Origin of the sequence: Hymenobacter sp. NBH84 (assembly GCF_014217645.1) — a bacterium.
Taxonomy (GTDB): Bacteria; Bacteroidota; Bacteroidia; order Cytophagales; family Hymenobacteraceae; genus Hymenobacter; species Hymenobacter profundi.
This window is the reverse complement of the sequence record NZ_CP043649.1, coordinates 87,654-106,057: the sequence shown is the minus strand read 5'-3', so window position 1 is coordinate 106,057 and position 18,404 is coordinate 87,654. Positions and strand designations below refer to the sequence as shown.

Here is an 18,404-nt window from a genome sequence, read left to right as displayed (position 1 = left end):
TCTGTTCGCCGCACTGCTCGTCTTACTAGTCGTATGTGCGCTTGTCTTTCGGCTAGTGTCGATTGGTTCGAAAGCAATGCCGAAGCCTTCTCCTGCTAGCGTTTCTATGCCCGTAACCGATGGTGCCCGGTGCGAGGTATACCAGTTTGCGGGGACTGACAGCGCGGCGCGGCAGCTGGTGCTCGTGCGCACACTCAGCCCCAGCGGGCAGGTGCTTCAGGAACGCGCCACCAACTACCAGGAAACGTGTAGGGATAATTGCGTGGACGGAACGACACGCTACCAGTACCAGGATACGATGCTTGTGGCACGTGTCTTTACCTATTCTACCTATAAAAAAGGAGACCAAGCTAAGACCCTGTACTACCACGACCAGCAGAGGCGTTTGGTGCGGCAGGAGCATTTTACCTATGAGCGACGCTTGCGGCAAGACGTAGACAAAGGCATCGGCGGCCGCGACGGATGCATTGTAGGAGAGGCGGACTATGAGCAACACCGCACCTGGGAAAAAACCAGCAGCATTCAGTACGCTTAGGACGCGAAGGGACGACGAGTGAGCTACGACGCACCCGCGCTACATTTCTCCCGTCAGAACCGGTACACCTGGGTCTATGACAGCCTGGACCGGGTACAGACTTATTATTCCTACGACGGGCAGCGGCTGATTTGGGTAGAGCGCTACACGTATTTTCCGGCCGGTTACGGCTTCACCCGCACCTGGTATGATGCCGATGGCAACCCTACACATGCAAAACCTGAGGAGCAACAAGATGGACCAGAGTATACATTCATTCGCTACCAGAACCGCAACGGTCAAGTAGAGCGAGGAGAAACTGTCACGGCCCACGGCGACGTACTAAATCGGCGCCGCTTGTACTACAACGGCGAACAGCAATTGGTCAGGACCGTGTGCGAGAATGGACAGGGAGAACCGCAGCTGACGCATGTGTACGTGTACCAGTAGAATGCTGGGATGGTGACGCACCATGAAGTTAGAGCTTTTACTCCGGCGGCCGTGTAAATCAGCTCAGGGCATTATAACTGGTAGAAATCAGTCGATGAACGCCGCCCCGCTGTTTCTCTCGCCGGTGATGAGAGAAACAGCGGGGCGGCTATTTATCAATGAATCAAGCTTACTTCTTACCGCGCTGGTTGAGAGTGCGCTCGTAGTCCTCGAAGCGGACTTTGACGATGGCCGAGCGGTCGGCGGTGCGCAGGATGACGCCTTCGGCGCGGCCGGGTTCGGTGTGGCCCGGTAGGGCAGCCTGGGTGTGGGGAAGGTGCTGGCGCAGCCAGTCCAGCACGCTTTCGTGGGTGGCCTCGTCGGCCGAGGCGGTAAAGGTGGGCAGCGGGGGCACGGCAGGCAGGCCCACCTGGGCTAGGTACGCAGCCAGGGCGGTTTCGGGGAGGAAGTGCTGGCCGTAGCGCAAGCCGGTGGGGGTTTCGGTCTCGCGCCACGTGGACAGGTCGCGAATGTCGGCCTGTAGCTGGGTGGCTAGGGCGTCGGCATCAGAAAACGCTGCCACGTCGAAGACGCGGAAGCCGACCTGCGTGGGCGGGCCGTAGTACTTGGAGTTACCTGTGACCTTGCCGCCGTAGAACTCGCCGAACAGCACAGTGAGCGGCGCGGGCTGACCGGCGGCGGTGTGTACACGAACCGGGGCAGGTGGCCGTACTCGTCGACGAATTGGGGAAACACCAGACGGCGTAAGCCGTCGACAATGCCCACGGCGGGGTCGAACAACAGGTCGTCGCTGACAGTAAGTAGGTTCTCGCGGGAGCCGACCACGTAGGAGCCGTCAGCAAAGACCAGCAGGCGGGTGTTGGTGCCGTCGATTTTTTTGGTGGCTGTGAGAGACTGGGCGAACAGGGCGGGCGTGGTGAAGTCGGTGGTGAGGCGGCCCCGCTCGCCGAGGGCGTGCAGCGTGAGAATGGACGGATACTTGGTGAGCGTGTTGAGTTGGGTCAGGGAGCGGGTGGCCGTGGCGCGGGCTTGGCTGTTGAATAGGATAGACATACAATAGAATAAGGCAGGGCGGTAAAGCTAAGGAAAAGTTGCCCTGGTGGGCCATTTGCACTTATGTCTTATCCTCCCGCGATAGGAAGGTTTTCCGCGACAAGCCGACTCCATCGAAAAGCCCCCTAAACTATCGCCTAGGCTGTTGTGTCGCTTTATCTCACGAAACTATGTTCGCGCATCTTTGCCACCATGGCTTCATAAGACACCTGCCTAAAAATCAACGGTGCTCGCGTGAGTACTCAATATTAGCCACTGCATTTATCAATTGACCGCCGATATCGTGCTGGAAAAATACCCTCTCCCAAAAACTCACTGCAAGAGCGGGCCCATCGACTCAGTTATACGTTGTCAATATGCTCGTGATCTATATGCTCGTGATCTATAAGTTCAACCACCTGAAAGTTCAACCACCTGAACTGCTCGCTAAATGATCCTTGTACGGACCATCAATCCACTTCATCAGCCTGTAGACACTCCACTTAGGCGCAGCCATGGCATAAGTGGTCTACAGGCTAACTAACTGGCCAAATTGGAGCGCGGCGTTAGCCGCGAGCAACCCAAAGTTGGTCTAACAGACGCTATGAATAACTGTTTAGCTATTTCAATGTACCGAAGGTGGGCTGACGACAACGCGAGCACTCACTCACTCACTCACTCACTTCTATTGTTACGAATATGCTGCCTTCTGGTCCTATCCACTACTCCAGCCAACTAATTTCTTTAACCGAATACAACCCTTAGATAGTTGGCCTTGGTTAAAAGTTTAGTACAAAGGTTAAACGACGGTGGCTGTTGCAGAAGTGACAGCCTGTTACTAAGTCTTTTCGTAGAGAGAGAATGCAAGGCAAGAAGCCGTTTACCGATCAAGTCGTCAGCCAGTTCCGCCTCTCCGAGCGGGTGCCCGCGCATAATCTCTACCGGCGGCTCGACGAGCTACTGGATCTAGCATTCCTCTATGAGGCCACCCACGACCTATATAGTCACACGGGCCAGCCCTCGCTCGATCCCGTGGTGTTTTTCAAGCTCGTCTTAGTAGGTCACTTGGAAAACATCACCAGTGACCGCCGCCTGCTGGAACACTGTGCCCTACGCTTGGACCTGCTCTATTTTCTGGGCTACGAGCTCAACGAAGCCCTGCCCTGGCACTCCACCGTGAGCCGCACGCGCCAGCTCTACCCGGCGGCGCTGTTCGAGCAGCTCTTCGACCGGGTCTTTCGCCTCTGCGTGCAGCAGGGCTTGGTCGCAGGCGACATGCAAGTCGTGGACTCGACGCCCGTGAAAGCGAATGCGTCCCTCGATAGCGTGTGCGAAAAGAAGGCCGTGTCCGCGCTGGTGCCACCCTTGACGGTCGTCGGCCACGAACCGGTTCTCGCCCCGCCGGCCGCGGCTGTTTTCTCGGCGCCCGCCCATCAACTTCGCTACGAAGCCGCGCGCAAAGCCAAACGGCAGCAGCAGCCCAGCGGCGCCTTGGGTGCGCACCATCCCAAGGCGCGCTTGCTGAGCAACAAGACGCACTACAGCCCCACCGATCCAGAAGCCCGCATCTCCATCAAGCCTGGCAAAGCGCGCGCCTTGAACTACCTGTGCAGTCTAGCCGTGGATACCGCTACGGGCATCATCAGCCATGTACAAGCCGACGTAGCGGACTCCCGCGACAGCTTGCACTTGCCCGGCCTGGTGCAGCACCTGCAGCACCGCTTGCAGGCCCATGAGATGCACCTGCGCGACCTGGTGGCCGATACGGGCTACTCCAACGGCTTCAACTATGCGTGGCTCGAACACCAGGGTGTCACGCCGTGGATCCCCGTTTTTGGGCACTACAAACCGGAAGCTGCTGGATTTACCTATCATGCCGCCGTAGATGAGTACCGGTGTCAAGCGGACCAGCTGCTGCCCTTTCGCAAGTACAGCACCAAGGCCGACGGCGGCTGGGTCAAGCATTACTAGGCGGCGTACCAGGACTGTCAACAGTGTGCCTTCAAAGCGAATTGCGCACCCTACGCCGATTATAAGCAACTCGTGCGCTCGGCCTTTGATGCGGCCTACCGCCTTGGTGGCAGCGCCAGCGCAGCCACCAAGGCGGTAGGCCGCATGCGCCGCGTCCAACAACGCACGGTCGAACCCGTGTTTGGCAGCTTACTCCATCACTACGGTCTGCGCCGCATCAACGTGCGGGGGCAAGCCGGCGCTCATAAGTCTATGCTCCTAGCCGCCGTTGCCTATAATCTGAAAAAGCTGCTCCGTGCTCAGCCCCAGCAGCAAGTGGCAATGGTGGTGGCAGTGCCCCTGCTCTCGTCCGCATCAGCCGCTGGGTCACGCTACTGGCTGCGCGCCCGGCATAATCTCACGAAAGCGCCACGCAAAGCATAGCCAGTTTGAACGGGTGCCGAGTTCTGCAACAGCCACGACGAGTTGGCTATTGTCCTTGACTTGATTGCCCATATGTCAATTGAGCAGGTATCTACCTGCTTTTCCCTATACGTCGAACTCGCCCTGACGATTAAGCAGAAGCCACCTTTTCAGCAAGCCATTCCCTCGTTTAGCCCGGGTCGACCTGTACCTGTTAGTCAATAGCCCTGCTGTAGACAGCATCGCTGAACGAACCGAATAGGTCAACAAGGTGGGGCCAGCAAAAAACGTAGGTAGCCCCACTTCCGCCTACCTAACGGCTGTGGCCGGCAAGGCGTACCTTGCTAGACGGTTCACTCCTATAGGGTCTGGTTTGGGCTGATTTTCCAAAGGAAACGCCTGATTAGCTAAAATTATAAGGCATGTAAACCAGGTGCGGTACACGTAGAGCACCGTGTCGGCAGCGTGACGCAAACACACGCACTGTCGGCGTTGCAAAGGCAGCAACGAACCAATAAATTGCCATGGCGAGTTAGGTAGAGGTTAATAGCTGTCAACCATAAAGTAAAGCAGAGCCTAAGAACTCCCTACGCAACTTACTGACTCGTTTTTATTTATCGTCTTATCCAATTACCCAACACGGCCTTAGTTTCTCTTAAATCTTATCAGTGAGTCTGGGGTTTTTCAATTATTTAGCGACATCTAGACATGAAATGTATGTCAAATAGTATTTATTTTTCTTAAGGCAGCTATATTTGTAAGCAAAACCAAATTTCTCTGTAAAATATGCAAGTAAGTATTCGAAGTAGATTTATCAACATTTTGCCGATTGGATTATTTTTTATACTCCTAGTCGGCTTTCTGCTCAGATTCCTACAGCTAGAAAACTATCCATTATCCGCACATCATGATGAGCTTTCTAATATATACGATGGTTATTCCATTGCAGAGACTGGAGCCGACCGGTGGGGTCAGAAATACCCGCTAATTCTGAGAGGATTTGGGACGTTAGACTATCGTCCTCCAATGTACGCTTGGTTGAGTGCTATAATTATTAGTCTTTTCGGATTTTCGGTTGCTTCTGGTAGATTAGTATCAGTCATATTAGGCTGTTTTTCTCTAATTATACTTTACTTAGTTGCCAAAAAAATGGGAGGAAAATTGTTTGCTTTTTTTGCTTTACTTCTCATTGTACTTTCTCCATGGCATATATTGTTTTCTCGAATAGCGTCAGAAGGAACTCTATTACCTTCATTCTTTTTAATTAGTACATGCTACCTATGGCAAAGAGTTAAAGACAAAGATTATAATATTAAAAGCTTGCTCCTGTTAGGAGTGTGCATAGGCCTTGGAACTAGCACGTACCAATCTAGTAAACTTATTTTTTTCTTATTTACACTTCTTGTCTTTTATGATTTATTTCGGCACGCTAATAAAGCCTTGGAGAAGGGTGTAGCTTTTGCAATTAGCTGTCTAGTCGGCGCTAGTCCTCAGATTATTGCTGCACTCACCATGCCGAAGCAGTTCTTTTCTAGGGCTGAGGGAAGCATGATGAAGTTCTCCTTCTCTTTTGATTACATAAACAGTATATTCAAAAATATACTTTCTAATATATCACCTAACTTTCTATTTTTTGAGTTTGGTAATTATAATTATTTTACTGTAGCTAGGTTACTAATGCTCGAGTTTATCTTCTTTTATATAGGCTTGTTTTTTATTTACAAAATCATAGATAAAAAACAAGTGATAAGCCCTATGTATTTCTATAGTATATTAATTATAGCTATAATACCTAGTGCTTTAACGCAAGAAAATCCGAACGCGCTACGTGCTTCCTGTTTAATTGTACTGGCACCATTAATAACAGCAGCAGGCATAGTTTTCATTTATAACTACATCAATACACCAGTGCTTAAGAGTGCGTATTTGATTTTTTTTACTACCCTAATTACTTTAAATAGCTATTATTTTATTAATAAATATATTTCTTCTGAAGAACTAAGAAATGTTGGAATGCGGCATACCTTTGTAGAGATATGCAAGAAAGTTAATATTTATCAGAATAAATATAATAAAATATTTATTCAAGAAGATAACGGCGATGGGCAGGATTATATTTTTGTAGCTACTTATTGCTCGATAAAGCCAGAATATTTTCAAATATCCGATAAAGAAATAAATAAATACGGATGGGATAACTTCAAAAAACTTGGTAAATTTTATTTTTTAAGCGCTTCAGAGATTGATAACAAATTAAATAGCGAATCATCTAAAGTTTTGATGGTGCTAGGCGCAAGAAATAACAAGTATAAAATTATTGACAGTGTAGAAGTGGCTAATGAAAAAATGTTTTTGTATGAAAATAGCCTGAAGGCATTATAATTTGGCAGCAACCGTTATGGAGTGACTTGGTAAGTGCGGCGATAAGGCCTTGTATTAGCAACCGGAGCGATACACATACAGCAATGGATTGGTTGAAAGGCTGGTATCGAAGTCGCACTTGGTCCGTGTATTAGACACAATAAACAATCAAAGAGGCGCGAAAACTCCTTTGGTTGTTGCAGAGGTACGCTGCTCGTAGAAGGTAGACGCAAGGTCATAAACGCTTTACCAATAAGGTCAGCCCGCACTTTCGCTCATCCAAGTGCGGGCCTGAGCATAACGCAGCCGAATCCCTGCTTCAAGAGGTTTAGCGCTTCAGTAAACCATACTTCAGAATGCAGTAAATGGCCCGGACCCCATCGCGCCAGCCAATCTTCTTGCCTTCGGCGTACGTGCGACCATAGTAGCTAATGCCAACTTCATAAATACGCACCCCAGGCACCCGCGCTACCTTGGCCGTCACTTCCGGTTCGAATCCAAAGCGCTTTTCTTCCAGTTGTAGACCCTGAATGATGTCGCGCCGGAACAGCTTGTAGCATGTTTCCATATCGGTCAGATTCAGGTCCGCACATATGTTCGACAGGAACGTGAGGAGGTTGTTGCCGATGCTATGCCAGAAGAACAGAATGCGGTGTGGATTACCTCCCATAAAGCGCGATCCATATACTACATCAGCAAACCCCCGTAGCACTGGTGTGAGCAGCAGATTGTACTCCTGCGGATCGTACTCCAGGTCGGCATCCTGAATAATAACATAATCGCCGGTTGCTTCGCGGATGCCAGTGTGCAGGGCCGCGCCCTTCCCTTGGTTAGATTGGTGCTTGAACAGACGCAATTCCAGAGCAGGGTATTGGTGGGCATATGCCTCGACCCGCGCCGCAGACTGATCGGTCGAACAATCATCCACGACAATAATCTCCTTGCGGATGCCTTGGATCAAGTCCACCTCGCGCAGTACATCTAAGATAAGGTGGATAGAGCGGTGCTCATTATACATCGGCACCACGATGGAGAGGGTCTTAAATTCTACCAAAGCAGAGAAAGGGATACGGTTTGCATCAAAGTAAAGGATAATATTGCCCATCTTCGCTCTTCCCCATTTAGAGAACCTGCGTCAGCGTTTGCACTCCAAGTTACTTATCCGTCTACTGTGTTATACTGCATTAGCGGAGATTTTCCTACAGGGTAAAGTGAGGGGGCTAGTTGAAGGAGAGAAAATTGGGATGTAATTACAATTCCTGTAAAGAGATACTTTAGTGACCAGATCACGTACGCTATATCTTATGTCGCAACGTTGCTTTGCACTCTGAATCTCCTTATAAGGCGGAGTTAAACTTTTAAACGCAACAGTCATGAGTGTAGCTCTACGTTCTTGTTTTTTGCTTTTTGCAGTTTTTACTTTTTGCAGTTGTGCCTCTAACAAGAAAGACAATCCCAGTGAGCCTAGACCCAAACCAAAGATTTTGGTCTTTTATAAGACGGCTGGCTTCTTTCATTCTTCGATTCCGGTAGCTATTACAGCCTTGCAAAAGCTAGGTGCCGAAAATAACATACACGTCGATACGACTAAGGTAGGGGCAAGCTTTAACCAACTCAATCTAGCGCAATACAAGGCGGTAATATTTTTAAGCACCACCGGAGATGTACTGAACGATGCGCAACAACAGGCGTTCGAACACTACATAAAAGACGGGAATGGCTTTGTTGGTATCCATGCGGCTACCGACACAGAATATGACTGGCCATGGTATAACGGATTAGTAGGCGCTTATTTCAACGGACACCCTGCTATTCAGCTCGCTACCCTGCACGTATCAGACAAAAATCATGAAGCAACTGCTTTTCTTCCCGATACCTGGCAACGGACGGATGAATGGTATAATTTTAAAGATCTAAATCCTGACATTCGGGTACTAGCAACGCTGGATGAACAAAGCTACTCTGGTGGCATTCATGGAGATACTCATCCAATCACCTGGTATCATACATATCAAGGCGGGCGGTCATTTTATACAGCTGGTGGTCATACAGACGAAAGCTATCAGGAACCACTATTTTTACAGCATCTCTTGGGCGGTATACGCTATGCTATGGGGGATTCCCAAAGAGAGACTCCTCCAGACCCAAAGCCAACGTATTTATGGACGAATTTGCTAGATCAGCATCTAACCCACTGGAACAAGTTCATCGGAGTGCCACATTACAGCGTTAATCTGCCCGGTTACCCCAAAGGCGATGGCGTAACAGGTACACCAATTGGCCTGAACCAGGACCCTTTAAATGTATTTCAGGTAATCTCAGAAAATGGCCTCCCGGTGCTGCATATTTCTGGAGAAATTTACGGTGGGTTAAGCACTAAACTGGAATTCAGCAATTATCATTTTAAAGCAGAATTCAAATGGGGTACTCGCAAGTACGAACCTCGCTTGAACGACAAACGGGACAGTGGCATTTTATACCATGCGAAAGGTAATCAGGGCGCCTTTTGGAACGTGTGGATGCTGTCGCATGAACTACAGATTCAGGAAGCCGATATAGGAGATTATTTCGGGTTGGGGCCTAGCATGACTATAAATGCCATTTTTAAAAATATAGAAGGGGAGAGTGGTTGGATTTATGAGCCAACGGCTCCGTCAAAATTGTTCGGTCTGAATCAGCCAAATGGCGGCCGCTGCCGTCGAAGACAAAATAGAGAAAAACCATTAGGGCAATGGAACACCATTGAACTAATCTGTTTAGGTCAAAAAAGCATTCATGTTGTGAACGGGGAGGTTGTAATGGTGTTAGAAGACTCCCGAGAATGGAAGCTAGATGGCTCTTGGAGCCCGCTTGTAGATGGCAAAATTCAACTCCAGTCTGAAGCAGCAGAAGCTTACTATCGCAATATATGGATCAGGCCAATTACAGAGATTCCTTTGGAATTCCGCGAAAGTAGAGCTTGTCAAAAGGGCTTAGCTGTAAACGACAAGCTCATACATACGTCCAGAAAGAGGAACGGGAAGGAAGTAGCTTTATTGAGCACGCACTGCCTCCAAACATGGATAGCCAAGATGAGGTGGTCGAGTAAATCTGGACAGAATAGGTTTTACTCTTTCGAACGCCATGAAAGTCAGCCCCCCACCCGCCAAGTGTCGGCGCTATGACGTCGCCTTCCGCGCCGAAGCGTTGCGCCTAGCCAGCGAAAGCCGCTCGACTCAGGCGGCTGCCCGTGCGCTCAACATCAGCCCGAAGTTGCTCTTATTAAATGGCAGAAACAGGCACTCACGCCGGTCGCGGCTGCCCAGGGCGCGGAGTTGGACCCGGCCACGGCGGCTGAGGTAGGCCGCCAACCGGCGGCAGGCGCAGGAGTTAGAAATTTTAAAAAAGCCATTGCCATCGGAATGCTGTAGCCGCATTATCGCAGACACCGGACCAATGAGCCGTTACCCTTTCATCGACGCGCAGCGAGATCACTACCCCGTGCGGCTGCTCTGCTAGCTAGCGGCAGTGCCGGCCTGTTGCTGCTACGCTTGGCAACAAGCTCAGCAGCAACAGGCCGGCACTGCGTGAGCCGGCGTGGGAAACGGCGCTGGTGAAGGCGTTTGGGGTGCATAAGCGCTGCTATGGTACACGTCGGCTGCGTGTCGAACTGCGCCGCAAGGGCTATCACGTGGGGCGGCAGCGGCTCCGCACGGTCATGCGCCGCCGGGGCTTGCACGCGCTGCAACCCAAGGCCTTTACCCCGCGCACCACGGACTCAACCCACGGGCTGCGCTGCGCGCCCAACTGGCTGCTCCACCAGCCCAAGCCGACGCAAGCCAATCAGGTCTGAGTCAGTGACATCACGTATCTACCGCTGACCAACGGCGAGTGGGAGCTGACATGCTCGAGAAACTGATTACCATGGCTTTGCAGCGGGCTTCTGGGAGCAACCGCCTACCCCGGGCCTGCTCGTGCACTCCGACCGCGGTGGGCAGTATTGCGGCAATGTCTATCGGCAACTGCTGCACGACCACCAGACCGTGCGCTCGCAGAGCCGGCGCGGCGACTGTTACGATAATGCCCAGGCCGAAAGCCTGTGGTCACGCCTCAAAACCGAAGTGCTCGAAGTCCGCGAGCGGCCCGTTTTTGCTGATCTAGCGGACGCCCAACGCAGCGTCGCCGACTATTTTGATTACTATAATCACGAGCGCCGGCACTCCCGTATCGATTACCAGACGATGTATCACAGTCATCAACAGTTGACTACACTTAGCACCCTAAACTGTCCAGCGTAATCAAACTTCCTTACGGAGCTATCTGGAAATTGTCGTGGAGGCGTACCCATATCCGATTAGCTACAAAGGCTAGTGCTACTACCGTAGCGGTAATATCAAGCAGGAGCTCAAGGGCACAGCATTTGCAGGCCTAGTTGCGGGCATAGGGGGCACCCAGGTGGATCGTCATCGCATCTGGCAGACACTACGCCGATTCGAGTTGGTGGCTGTGCAACCGCGCGCCTTTATGCCGCGCACCACCTGCAGTGAGCAGGGGCTACGGGTAGCGGCAAACTAGCTGTTCGGCCGACCCCAACAGCTGCTGGCCAGGGGATAGTACTTACTTGCTGCTGCAAAACGGTTCGTGGGTCTATCTAGTCGCCTTTCAGGATATGTAACCAAACGCGTTGTGAGCTGGCAGGAGCTGGAGATCATGCCCGAAGAACGGGTGGTGAGTGCCGTACGTCGGGCACTACTGATTCGGCAGCCGGGCTCATAGCGGAGCGGGCAGTATTGCGGCAAAGCATACCGGCGCTTGCTCACGAACCGACACCTCGTGCATGGTATGAGTCGAAAAAGCGAGTACGATGATAATGTCTAGACCGAGAGTCGATGGTCGCGCGTGAAGGAGGAATTGCTGCTGGCCAGTTCGGCTTTTGCTTCGGTATCCGAGGCGCACAACAGCACATAGACTGTATGGCCCCTGGGCGGCAAACATGAGTTGGCCGCTTGACTTTACAAGTGCTGTTCTTACCAATGGTGAGGATTTCGCACCCTGAACGTGCTAGATGACTACAACCGATGGAAATCGACGAGTAGTGCGGGAACAAGCATTTTATCCTGCACTGAATTTAGGAAGGCAGCCTAGCTCGTTTCGCCTTGCGCTGCTCGATACTTTCCTTCGTATGTCATTGGCTTACGTGTGTCACCTCGTGGGCAAGTGGATGTTTGACTACACCACTTAGCAGGTAAGCTACGATAGTAATCTAGCCTGTAAGGCCGTAATTTGTCGTTGTAGAGTGTATACGATGGTATCTGCTCGCTGCTGAATCTTATGCTGATAAAGCGACGCGGCCCAGCCAGCAGTATGGACGTGGCGCAGTTGTGCGTCTGATTCGTCTAATTGGAGCAGGGCCGTATGAAGGGCATCGTAGAGAGAGGTCCAGTCCGGCGAAGGCACTGGCTGACGCTGTTGCAGGTGAAGCCGCAGTTCCAGAAGTTGGCTGGTCAGACGGGCCAGCAGTTGCAGACGGTGTTGCTCCGGCGAACTGAGGGTTCGGGGATGAGAGTCTAGCAGACAAAGCGCGCCAATGTTATAGCCAGCAGAGGTTGGTAAAGGGTATCCTGCGTAGAAACGCATATGTAGGGAACGGACAAACGCAAAATCCAGTAATGTAGCGGGCTCTTGGTCTAAGTCTTCCACAATGAGGATGGTATCCTGTAGAATGGTTAGCGCGCACAAACTCTGCTGCCGCGGAATCGTGTGCTGCGTTACGCCATAGCTCGCTTTGATGCTAGTGTGCTCTTCATCCACAAGGGTAAGCAAGACCAGTGGTACATCGAAGAGACGAGAGACTAAATCGGCTAACGCACTAAAAACCGCATCCGGAGCCACTCTCAAGCTTCTGTAAGGCTGCAATGCCTGTAGCCGGGCCGGCTCACAGGGCGGAATTAAGGAGGAAACGCGTGGTAGCATAACCAGTAGGAATAAGGTAGATCAGGCAGAAACGATGCCTTCGGACAAACCAACAACGCGCAGCCCGGCATACGCTGTTTGGGTTATTGAGTCTCGCAATACCGTTAGGTAAGGATGCTCGGAAATACAGAGCCATTCACCCCAATACAGTCTACAGCTATTCCCGCATCAAACAGGCGATAGGTACACCGCTACTGTCTTCAGTAAGGTGCCGCTTACCCTCAGCTGTTATTTATTTTGCCGGTGGGTGGAGGTGGAAGCCCTGTTTGGCGCTGCAGCCAATTGCTGACAACTGCGTAGCCAATCTTGAGCTTCCGTTACATCATGGAAGAGTTGCAATTCAAGCAAATCACTCATATGCGTAGAGCTCGTAAGGGTGAGAATATCATACCCACTATTGGCTTGCACAACGTGCGCGATATAGCGCAAACCCAGTTTCTGAGCCTGTGGTAGCCATGTGCGTTCAAGCCACTCTACGGAGTTGAACCAAGGGCCTTGTAGGGCTAGATTGTTATTGAGTAGAAAAGCACTCCGATGATTCGATACTTTGTCCAAGTACCCAATGGCTCCCTGCAACGCCTCAGTGTGACCAATTAGACCGCTCCACTTGGCATACAGCCAGTGCGAGGATTCATCATAACTCAGAACACAGGCTCCCCCAGAACTAAACTGTATAGCGTTCAGTAGCATACGTCTTCTACTAATGTTTCGTAGATAATCACCGCCGCAATACGTTCACTCAACTACCATTATACTAACGAGTTAGATACCTGTATTGTGCAGCTGTAAATTTGGGAGAGGATCTAACGCAAGACAAGGTGGTGAATACCAATTCTTCCTCCGTATTCTCCTCAAATGCGTCGGCGGTTTTTACGTAGTAGTCAATCAACAAAGTATGGAGAAGCAGTTCCTATTTTATGTATGTTAAGCAGTATAATCGCCGCAAACCTGTAGCTGCGTACCTGAGCCTACTACCGTTGGGGGGTAGGCGATGGAGCAGCGGTTAAGGGACTGCTAACTGCTATGCCCTGAGGCGTGCTCTGCGTAGCACCTAACGGCCCGGTGGCAAGATTACACCCGAAGTGAAAGCGCTGTGGGGCGTACCGCTTGGTACTGTAGTAGGCCACAATCCTGCCGAGGTGCAGCCCTGTGACTACAGGGAGATTCAAGGCGACGCCTTGACGATTTGCCGGGATGCGGCCCGGTCGGGTCTGCCGTCGGTTGCTGACCAGATTCTCCAGTCGGCCGACCAACACGAGCTCGAAGACGACGACCGGATCGAGCGAGGGTTGATCCGTATGGCTGTAAAGCGGTTCTGTCTCTTTATAGAGAAAACCACAGTCAACCAGGTCCGCTAGGCGGCGGTAGAAACCATGTAGAGGTACGCGCTCAGACAACCGAAAGCGCGTCTCTGTCCGTGAACTACTTCTAGCCTTGCATGCTCCTGCTACGCGCGTAGCCATGAACTGGATGGCAGCTTCTGCAACAGCCACTATACCTTATTGACTCCGTCTAGAGTAAACGCTTCGTGCACGCCTCCGCCCCTACGAGCTCCTCGCGTCCTACCCTTCTGCGTGTACGGCGCATTCCTGCCGGTGCCTACAAGAGCCTCGTTCATGTACGAGGAGGGCTGCTAGCCGAATCCTACATTGAAAAAGACTAAGGACACCGAAGCGAAAAAAAGAAGCTACGCGTGGACCATTAGCCGAACCTTACTCGCTACTTTCGTAGCTTATCGGTCCCCGGCTTGTATGGCAGATGCTCCTTTTTGCTGCCGGCAGACCCCGCCCTCTTCTCCACCCTGCTGGACTTGCTGCTGCTGGGGGTCATCTACAACACGTCCGTGGTCGATGCCAACGGCACGCTCATCGACCTGACGCTGGCTTACCTCAACCCGGCCGCCCAGCGCATGGCCCGGCTACCGGCCCAGCCCGGCATCCGCTACCGCCAGCAGTTTCCCACCACCGCCGCAGCTGGCTGGGCCAGGAAGCGGGGCAGTTCCAGTTCTACTACCAGGCCGATGGCTTCGATGCCTACTTCCGCGTCACGGCCCAGCGCCTCGGCGACGGGTTGCTCGTCATCTTCTCCGACACCCAGGACGAGGACTGCAGCCACGCCGAGGAAGCCTTGCGCGCTACCTAGGCCCGCGAGCAGGCCGCCCGTGCTGCCGCCGAAGCCCAGCAAGCGACGCTGTATGGCGTGTTTGAGCAAGCGCCTGTGGCCATTAGCCTGCTGCAAGGCCCCACGCACATCATCGAGTTTGCCAACGCGCGCATGGCGCAGCTCTGGGACCGGCCGCTGGCGCAGGTAGTGGGGCAGGCTCATTAGGTGTTGTACGCTTTCCCGTTCGATAAGCCAGTGGTTCGTAGAGGTTAAGCCGCTTGTTTAAATTCGAGTAGGGTCATAAAATTCAGGGCCTGGTGGGGCCGTTGGGTGTTATAGTCATGCCGCCACTCGTCCACGAGTTGGCGCACGTGAGCCAGCGAGCGAAACAGGTGGGCGTCGAGCAACTCGCGGCGGAACGAGCCGTTGAAGCGTTCGATGTAGGCATTCTGCGTCGGTTTGCCCGGCTGGATCCAGTGCAGGGTAATACCCTGCTGCTCACACCACTCGCTCAATTTGGCGCTAATAAATTCAGGACCATTATCGGTGCGCAGCCGCGCGGGGCGGCCATAGCACTCAACTAGGCGCGTCAGCACCTGTACGACGCGACTGGCGGGCAAAGAGAAGTCAATTTCCACACCCAGCAGCTCGCGGTTGTAGTCGTCGAGCACACTTAGCGTCCGGAACCGACGGCCATCGGTCAACACATCACTCGTAAAGTCGAGCGACCAGCACACGTTAGCTGCCTCGGGCACCGCCAAGGGTTGCTGCACGCGGGCGGGCACGCGCTTTGTTCAGGCGCCGAGGTAGGTTGAGGGCTAGGACCCGGTAGATGCGTAGCGTGCGTTTATGGTTGACCGCCCACTTAACGCTCGCAGGGCCTGCTGCACCGACTCGTCGTTGCGTCCGTGCGCCACCGGGTGATAGCTACCACGGGAAAGCCCCAGCAGCGCACACGCTCGCCGCTGGCTCCAGCCCTTGCTCACTAAGCCCTGCGCTGCCTGGCGCCGCGCCGCAGGGCTACTTACTTTTTTCGCAGGATCTCAATAGCTTGATTCTCTAGACTTAGGTCGGCGAACATCTGCTTGAGCTTGCGATTCTCCTCTTCCAGGTGCTTGAGCCGGGTGAGTTCCGCGACGCTGGCCCCGGCGTATTTGCTTTTCCAGGCATAAAATGTGGCCTCGCTCAACCCGTGCTCGCCACGTCGGCCAGTCGTTGAAAGGTGAAGATGTCGTCGTTGTGATGCAACGCCTACACCAGCAGCTAGGCCTCGTGCCTGAGCGCATCCAGGTCGACAACGGTAGTGAGTTTATCAACAAGGCGCTGGACCGCTGGGCCTATGAGCAGCAGGTCACGCTGGACTTCTCGCGCCCAGGAAAACCCACTGCTAACCCCTATATTGAGTCGTTCAATGGTAGCTTCCGGGATGAATGTTTGAATGTACATTGGTTTCTATCGCTGACCGATGCCCAGGAAAAGATCGAGCAGTGGCGGCAGGAATACAATAGCTTCCGGCCCCACAGTTCGCTGCAGAATGTAACGCCCGATCAGGTAATGGTAGCCGCTGTTACGGTCGAGCTTCAGAACGCCTAATACTCCACTTTCAAGCGGTCGAGTAAATGGGAGGAGGTCAACGTTACGCCTTTCTCTACTCACAACTGGCGCTCGATTCGGGGAAGCGTACAAGTGTGTTCTCGCGTGACACTCCGGGTTGGAAGCTCTATATAATACATCACCGCCTGTATAAGAATAGCTGGTAGTAGGCAATCCAACAAGTGATACAAAGCCAGCTTACAGAGGATATATCCCAAATCAGCGTGAGTTGCTACAGGTGTTTCGTCTTCATCATTCTCATAATTATGAGAATGATGAAGACGAAACACCTGTAGCAACTTTGTAGAAAATAAAGGGTTAAGAATCATTGCTTTATGTAACTATCATAATTGTCATAATTATGATAGTTACATAAAGCAATGATTCTTAACCCTTTCACCTGATTTAGATGTATCTACTTTTATATTTTTAATATGTTATTTCTAAAAATAAAGAAATTATTATCATTATGATAATCAACATTATTACAGTAATCGTTATAATTATAGTAATTACTATAGTGACATTGATTATCATAATATGTATCATTGTAGACATTTAACAAAGAGGCAACATGTATACCATCACATTTGCTAACCATAAGGGCGGCGTTGGCAAAACCACATCTAATTTGAATGTGGGGCAAACCTTGGCGCGTACGGGAAAGAAAGTCTTACTGATTGACTGTGATGCGCAGTGCAACCTAACCATGTCCTTTCCATACAATGGTGAAGCGCAAGCGCACGTGGGTCAGGTGTTGCAAGGCGAGAAGACGCTGGCAGAGGTAATGCGCACAGTAGAATCAAACCTATGGCTAGTTAATGCCACTCCACATCTACACTACCTGGAAAAGCTTATTGCCACTCAACTAGGCTACGAGATGTTGCTGCGGGAGGCCCTAGAGCCCTTGGCCGACCAGTTCGATTTCTGCCTACTAGACACACCACCCAGCCTTTCGGCCTTGACTTACGCGGCGTTGGTGGCCAGTCAAGCAGTGTTTATTCCTAGTCAGCCGGAGTACTACGGCTTCGAGGGCCTCACTACTTTGCTTGATGCCTGTGCCCGCGTACGGAAACACTTCAATCCCAACCTGAAGGTAGGGGGGGTGTTTTTTACGAAGTACTCGCCTACTTATCGGCGCAAACTACACCATGACATTGTGCGCCTAATGAAGGAAGATGCAGTCTTAGGCCAACTAGTTATGCAGACAACAATCCGCGAAAATGTAGCGTTGGCGGAAGCTCAGATTCAAAAGGAAAGTATTCATTCCTGGGCACCCGACAGCAATGGCGCTACCGATTACGAAAACCTTACCGCTGAAATCCTGACCCGGCTATGAAAAAGCAGAAACCTGATTTTGGACGTAATCTACAGTCGCCAGCTCCCCTACAACAAACAGATGCTTTGCTGTATGGATTACAACTGCCACCTGCGGCTGGCACGGCGCAATCTACTCAAATGAAGACGCCAATTACGACAGCACCTACCTCTGTGCCCTTACCCTCAACAGAAGATGACGAGATGATGGAGGTATCCTTCACCACGTTGATTCGCAAAACCACCTTTCTGCGCCTAAAGCAAGCGGAGTTTTGGAAGCCTGGGTTCATGATTAAGAAGGCTACTGATAAAGCGCTGAGTGATTATCTGGATAACCTACCGGAAGCCAACCGAACGTTGCCGGAGGAAGAAAAGCACCGCCTGAACCTGAAAAAGCTGCGACGCTGACGCACCATAGACCAAGTTGCACGTCATGGTCTGCCACCAAGTTGAACTATGTAATACCTATTACAAAAACCACGACAAAACCTGTTGCAAGACAGCTAGATTATGGCAATCCACAATAATCGTGAGGTTAGAGAACATCTGTCGTGGTTTTTGTAATAGATGCATGTATCTAACTGTAATCAAGAGGGTAGGGGAGAAGGTTATCGTCGTGGTTTTTGTAATACTTAACGTCTTGGCGAAGACCTATAAGTGGCATTTATAAAGCATAAATCACTATTAATCAGTTGAATGCTTATCTTAT

General features: G+C 51.5%; 18 protein-coding genes and 2 pseudogenes. 13 read left to right on the top strand and 7 right to left on the bottom strand.

The genetic code is table 11. The annotated features are described in order from the left end of the window. The first annotated feature begins 106 nt into the window (after positions 1 to 106). Positions 107 to 535: a hypothetical protein gene (locus F1C16_RS22675; RefSeq protein ID WP_185284772.1), complete on the top strand. Its 429-nt coding sequence runs from the start codon at positions 107 to 109 to the stop codon at positions 533 to 535. A gap of 18 nt (positions 536 to 553) precedes the next feature. Continuing rightward, the gene (locus F1C16_RS22670; RefSeq protein ID WP_185284771.1) at positions 554 to 964 is read left to right on the top strand and encodes a hypothetical protein; all 411 of its coding nucleotides are present in this window, start codon (positions 554 to 556) and stop codon (positions 962 to 964) included. Positions 965 to 1,133: 169 nt separating this feature from the next. On the opposite strand, the gene F1C16_RS22665 is transcribed toward F1C16_RS22670, so the two are convergent. Both F1C16_RS22665 and F1C16_RS22885 read right to left on the bottom strand, forming a co-directional pair. Then, positions 1,134 to 1,613 carry an RNA ligase family protein gene (locus F1C16_RS22665; RefSeq protein WP_374940622.1) on the bottom strand — a complete coding sequence of 160 codons (480 nt, stop codon included), beginning with the start codon at positions 1,611 to 1,613 and terminating at the stop codon, positions 1,134 to 1,136. Then, positions 1,496 to 2,017 carry a hypothetical protein gene (locus tag F1C16_RS22885; RefSeq protein ID WP_219733568.1) on the bottom strand — a complete coding sequence of 174 codons (522 nt, stop codon included), beginning with the start codon at positions 2,015 to 2,017 and terminating at the stop codon, positions 1,496 to 1,498. Before F1C16_RS22885 ends, F1C16_RS22665 begins: the two co-directional genes overlap by 118 nt. A gap of 840 nt (positions 2,018 to 2,857) precedes the next feature. Here F1C16_RS22885 and F1C16_RS22660 point away from each other — a divergent pair. The 3 genes and pseudogenes from F1C16_RS22660 (at position 2,858) to F1C16_RS22650 (ending at position 6,751) form a co-directional block, all read left to right on the top strand. Then, a complete protein-coding gene (locus F1C16_RS22660) occupies positions 2,858 to 3,967 on the top strand; it encodes a transposase (protein ID WP_185284769.1) in 1,110 nt (369 codons plus the stop codon). A 21-nt stretch (positions 3,968 to 3,988) separates the two neighbouring features. Beyond that, positions 3,989 to 4,390: pseudogene (locus tag F1C16_RS22655) on the top strand (transposase); the annotation flags it as partial. A 765-nt stretch (positions 4,391 to 5,155) separates the two neighbouring features. After that, complete coding sequence (locus F1C16_RS22650) at positions 5,156 to 6,751, top strand: glycosyltransferase family 39 protein (RefSeq protein ID WP_185284768.1); 1,596 nt, start codon at positions 5,156 to 5,158, stop codon at positions 6,749 to 6,751. Between the two features lie 307 nt (positions 6,752 to 7,058). Here the strand turns inward: F1C16_RS22650 and F1C16_RS22645 are convergent, their stop codons facing one another. Then, a complete protein-coding gene (locus F1C16_RS22645; protein ID WP_258049205.1) occupies positions 7,059 to 7,784 on the bottom strand; it encodes a glycosyltransferase family 2 protein in 726 nt (241 codons plus the stop codon). 319 nt (positions 7,785 to 8,103) lie between these two features. Between F1C16_RS22645 and F1C16_RS22640 the strand changes: the two genes are divergently transcribed. Beyond that, positions 8,104 to 9,894: a ThuA domain-containing protein gene (locus F1C16_RS22640; RefSeq protein WP_185284766.1), complete on the top strand. Its 1,791-nt coding sequence runs from the start codon at positions 8,104 to 8,106 to the stop codon at positions 9,892 to 9,894. Positions 9,895 to 9,945: 51 nt separating this feature from the next. Here F1C16_RS22640 and F1C16_RS22635 read toward each other — a convergent pair whose 3' ends face one another. Continuing rightward, complete coding sequence (locus tag F1C16_RS22635) at positions 9,946 to 10,146, bottom strand: hypothetical protein (RefSeq protein ID WP_185284765.1); 201 nt, start codon at positions 10,144 to 10,146, stop codon at positions 9,946 to 9,948. Between the two features lie 176 nt (positions 10,147 to 10,322). Here F1C16_RS22635 and F1C16_RS23475 point away from each other — a divergent pair, with 176 nt between their 5' ends. Together F1C16_RS23475 and F1C16_RS22625 are read left to right on the top strand one after the other, a co-directional pair. Continuing rightward, on the top strand, positions 10,323 to 10,562 hold the full coding sequence (locus F1C16_RS23475) for an IS3 family transposase (protein WP_185284753.1): 240 nt from the start codon (positions 10,323 to 10,325) through the stop codon (positions 10,560 to 10,562). 121 nt (positions 10,563 to 10,683) lie between these two features. After that, a complete protein-coding gene (locus F1C16_RS22625; RefSeq protein WP_185284754.1) occupies positions 10,684 to 11,007 on the top strand; it encodes an integrase core domain-containing protein in 324 nt (107 codons plus the stop codon). 952 nt (positions 11,008 to 11,959) lie between these two features. Here F1C16_RS22625 and F1C16_RS22620 read toward each other — a convergent pair. After that, complete coding sequence (locus tag F1C16_RS22620) at positions 11,960 to 12,682, bottom strand: GAF domain-containing protein (RefSeq protein ID WP_374940619.1); 723 nt, start codon at positions 12,680 to 12,682, stop codon at positions 11,960 to 11,962. A 1,758-nt stretch (positions 12,683 to 14,440) separates the two neighbouring features. Here F1C16_RS22620 and F1C16_RS22615 point away from each other — a divergent pair. Beyond that, positions 14,441 to 14,824: a hypothetical protein gene (locus tag F1C16_RS22615; protein ID WP_185284763.1), complete on the top strand. Its 384-nt coding sequence runs from the start codon at positions 14,441 to 14,443 to the stop codon at positions 14,822 to 14,824. Positions 14,825 to 14,881: 57 nt separating this feature from the next. Continuing rightward, positions 14,882 to 15,010: a hypothetical protein gene (locus F1C16_RS23190; RefSeq protein ID WP_258049204.1), complete on the top strand. Its 129-nt coding sequence runs from the start codon at positions 14,882 to 14,884 to the stop codon at positions 15,008 to 15,010. 44 nt (positions 15,011 to 15,054) lie between these two features. Here F1C16_RS23190 and F1C16_RS22610 read toward each other — a convergent pair whose 3' ends face one another. Next, positions 15,055 to 15,570 (bottom strand): IS3 family transposase, encoded by a 516-nt coding sequence (locus tag F1C16_RS22610; RefSeq protein ID WP_185284762.1) that lies wholly within the window; start codon positions 15,568 to 15,570, stop codon positions 15,055 to 15,057. A gap of 239 nt (positions 15,571 to 15,809) precedes the next feature. After that, positions 15,810 to 15,974, bottom strand: a complete 165-nt coding sequence (locus F1C16_RS23470) for a transposase (RefSeq protein WP_185284761.1) — start codon at positions 15,972 to 15,974, stop codon at positions 15,810 to 15,812. 5 nt (positions 15,975 to 15,979) lie between these two features. Between F1C16_RS23470 and F1C16_RS22600 the strand changes: the two are divergent. The 3 genes and pseudogenes from F1C16_RS22600 to F1C16_RS22590 all read left to right on the top strand — a co-directional run. Next, positions 15,980 to 16,378 (top strand): annotated as a pseudogene (locus tag F1C16_RS22600) (transposase); the annotation flags it as partial. 574 nt (positions 16,379 to 16,952) lie between these two features. Further along, on the top strand, positions 16,953 to 17,717 hold the full coding sequence (locus F1C16_RS22595) for a ParA family protein (protein ID WP_185284760.1): 765 nt from the start codon (positions 16,953 to 16,955) through the stop codon (positions 17,715 to 17,717). Next, positions 17,714 to 18,103, top strand: coding sequence for a hypothetical protein (locus F1C16_RS22590; protein WP_185284759.1), 390 nt, complete (start codon positions 17,714 to 17,716; stop codon positions 18,101 to 18,103). The genes F1C16_RS22595 and F1C16_RS22590 overlap by 4 nt, the downstream gene beginning before the upstream one ends. Positions 18,104 to 18,404: the final 301 nt, after the last annotated feature.

What these genes read in the sequence shown, in the direction of transcription:
- F1C16_RS22595 (WP_185284760.1), top strand. Translation starts at nt 16,953, where the DNA reads ATGTATACCATCACATTTGCTAACCATAAGGGCGGCGTTGGCAAAACC.
- F1C16_RS22660 (WP_185284769.1), top strand. Translation starts at nt 2,858, where the DNA reads ATGCAAGGCAAGAAGCCGTTTACCGATCAAGTCGTCAGCCAGTTCCGC.
- F1C16_RS22885 (WP_219733568.1), bottom strand. Translation starts at nt 2,017, where the DNA reads ATGTCTATCCTATTCAACAGCCAAGCCCGCGCCACGGCCACCCGCTCC.
- F1C16_RS22620 (WP_374940619.1), bottom strand. Translation starts at nt 12,682, where the DNA reads ATGCTACCACGCGTTTCCTCCTTAATTCCGCCCTGTGAGCCGGCCCGG.
- F1C16_RS22615 (WP_185284763.1), top strand. Translation starts at nt 14,441, where the DNA reads ATGCTCCTTTTTGCTGCCGGCAGACCCCGCCCTCTTCTCCACCCTGCT.
- F1C16_RS22590 (WP_185284759.1), top strand. Translation starts at nt 17,714, where the DNA reads ATGAAAAAGCAGAAACCTGATTTTGGACGTAATCTACAGTCGCCAGCT.
- F1C16_RS22635 (WP_185284765.1), bottom strand. Translation starts at nt 10,146, where the DNA reads ATGCGGCTACAGCATTCCGATGGCAATGGCTTTTTTAAAATTTCTAAC.
- F1C16_RS22640 (WP_185284766.1), top strand. Translation starts at nt 8,104, where the DNA reads ATGAGTGTAGCTCTACGTTCTTGTTTTTTGCTTTTTGCAGTTTTTACT.
- F1C16_RS22650 (WP_185284768.1), top strand. Translation starts at nt 5,156, where the DNA reads ATGCAAGTAAGTATTCGAAGTAGATTTATCAACATTTTGCCGATTGGA.
- F1C16_RS22675 (WP_185284772.1), top strand. Translation starts at nt 107, where the DNA reads ATGCCCGTAACCGATGGTGCCCGGTGCGAGGTATACCAGTTTGCGGGG.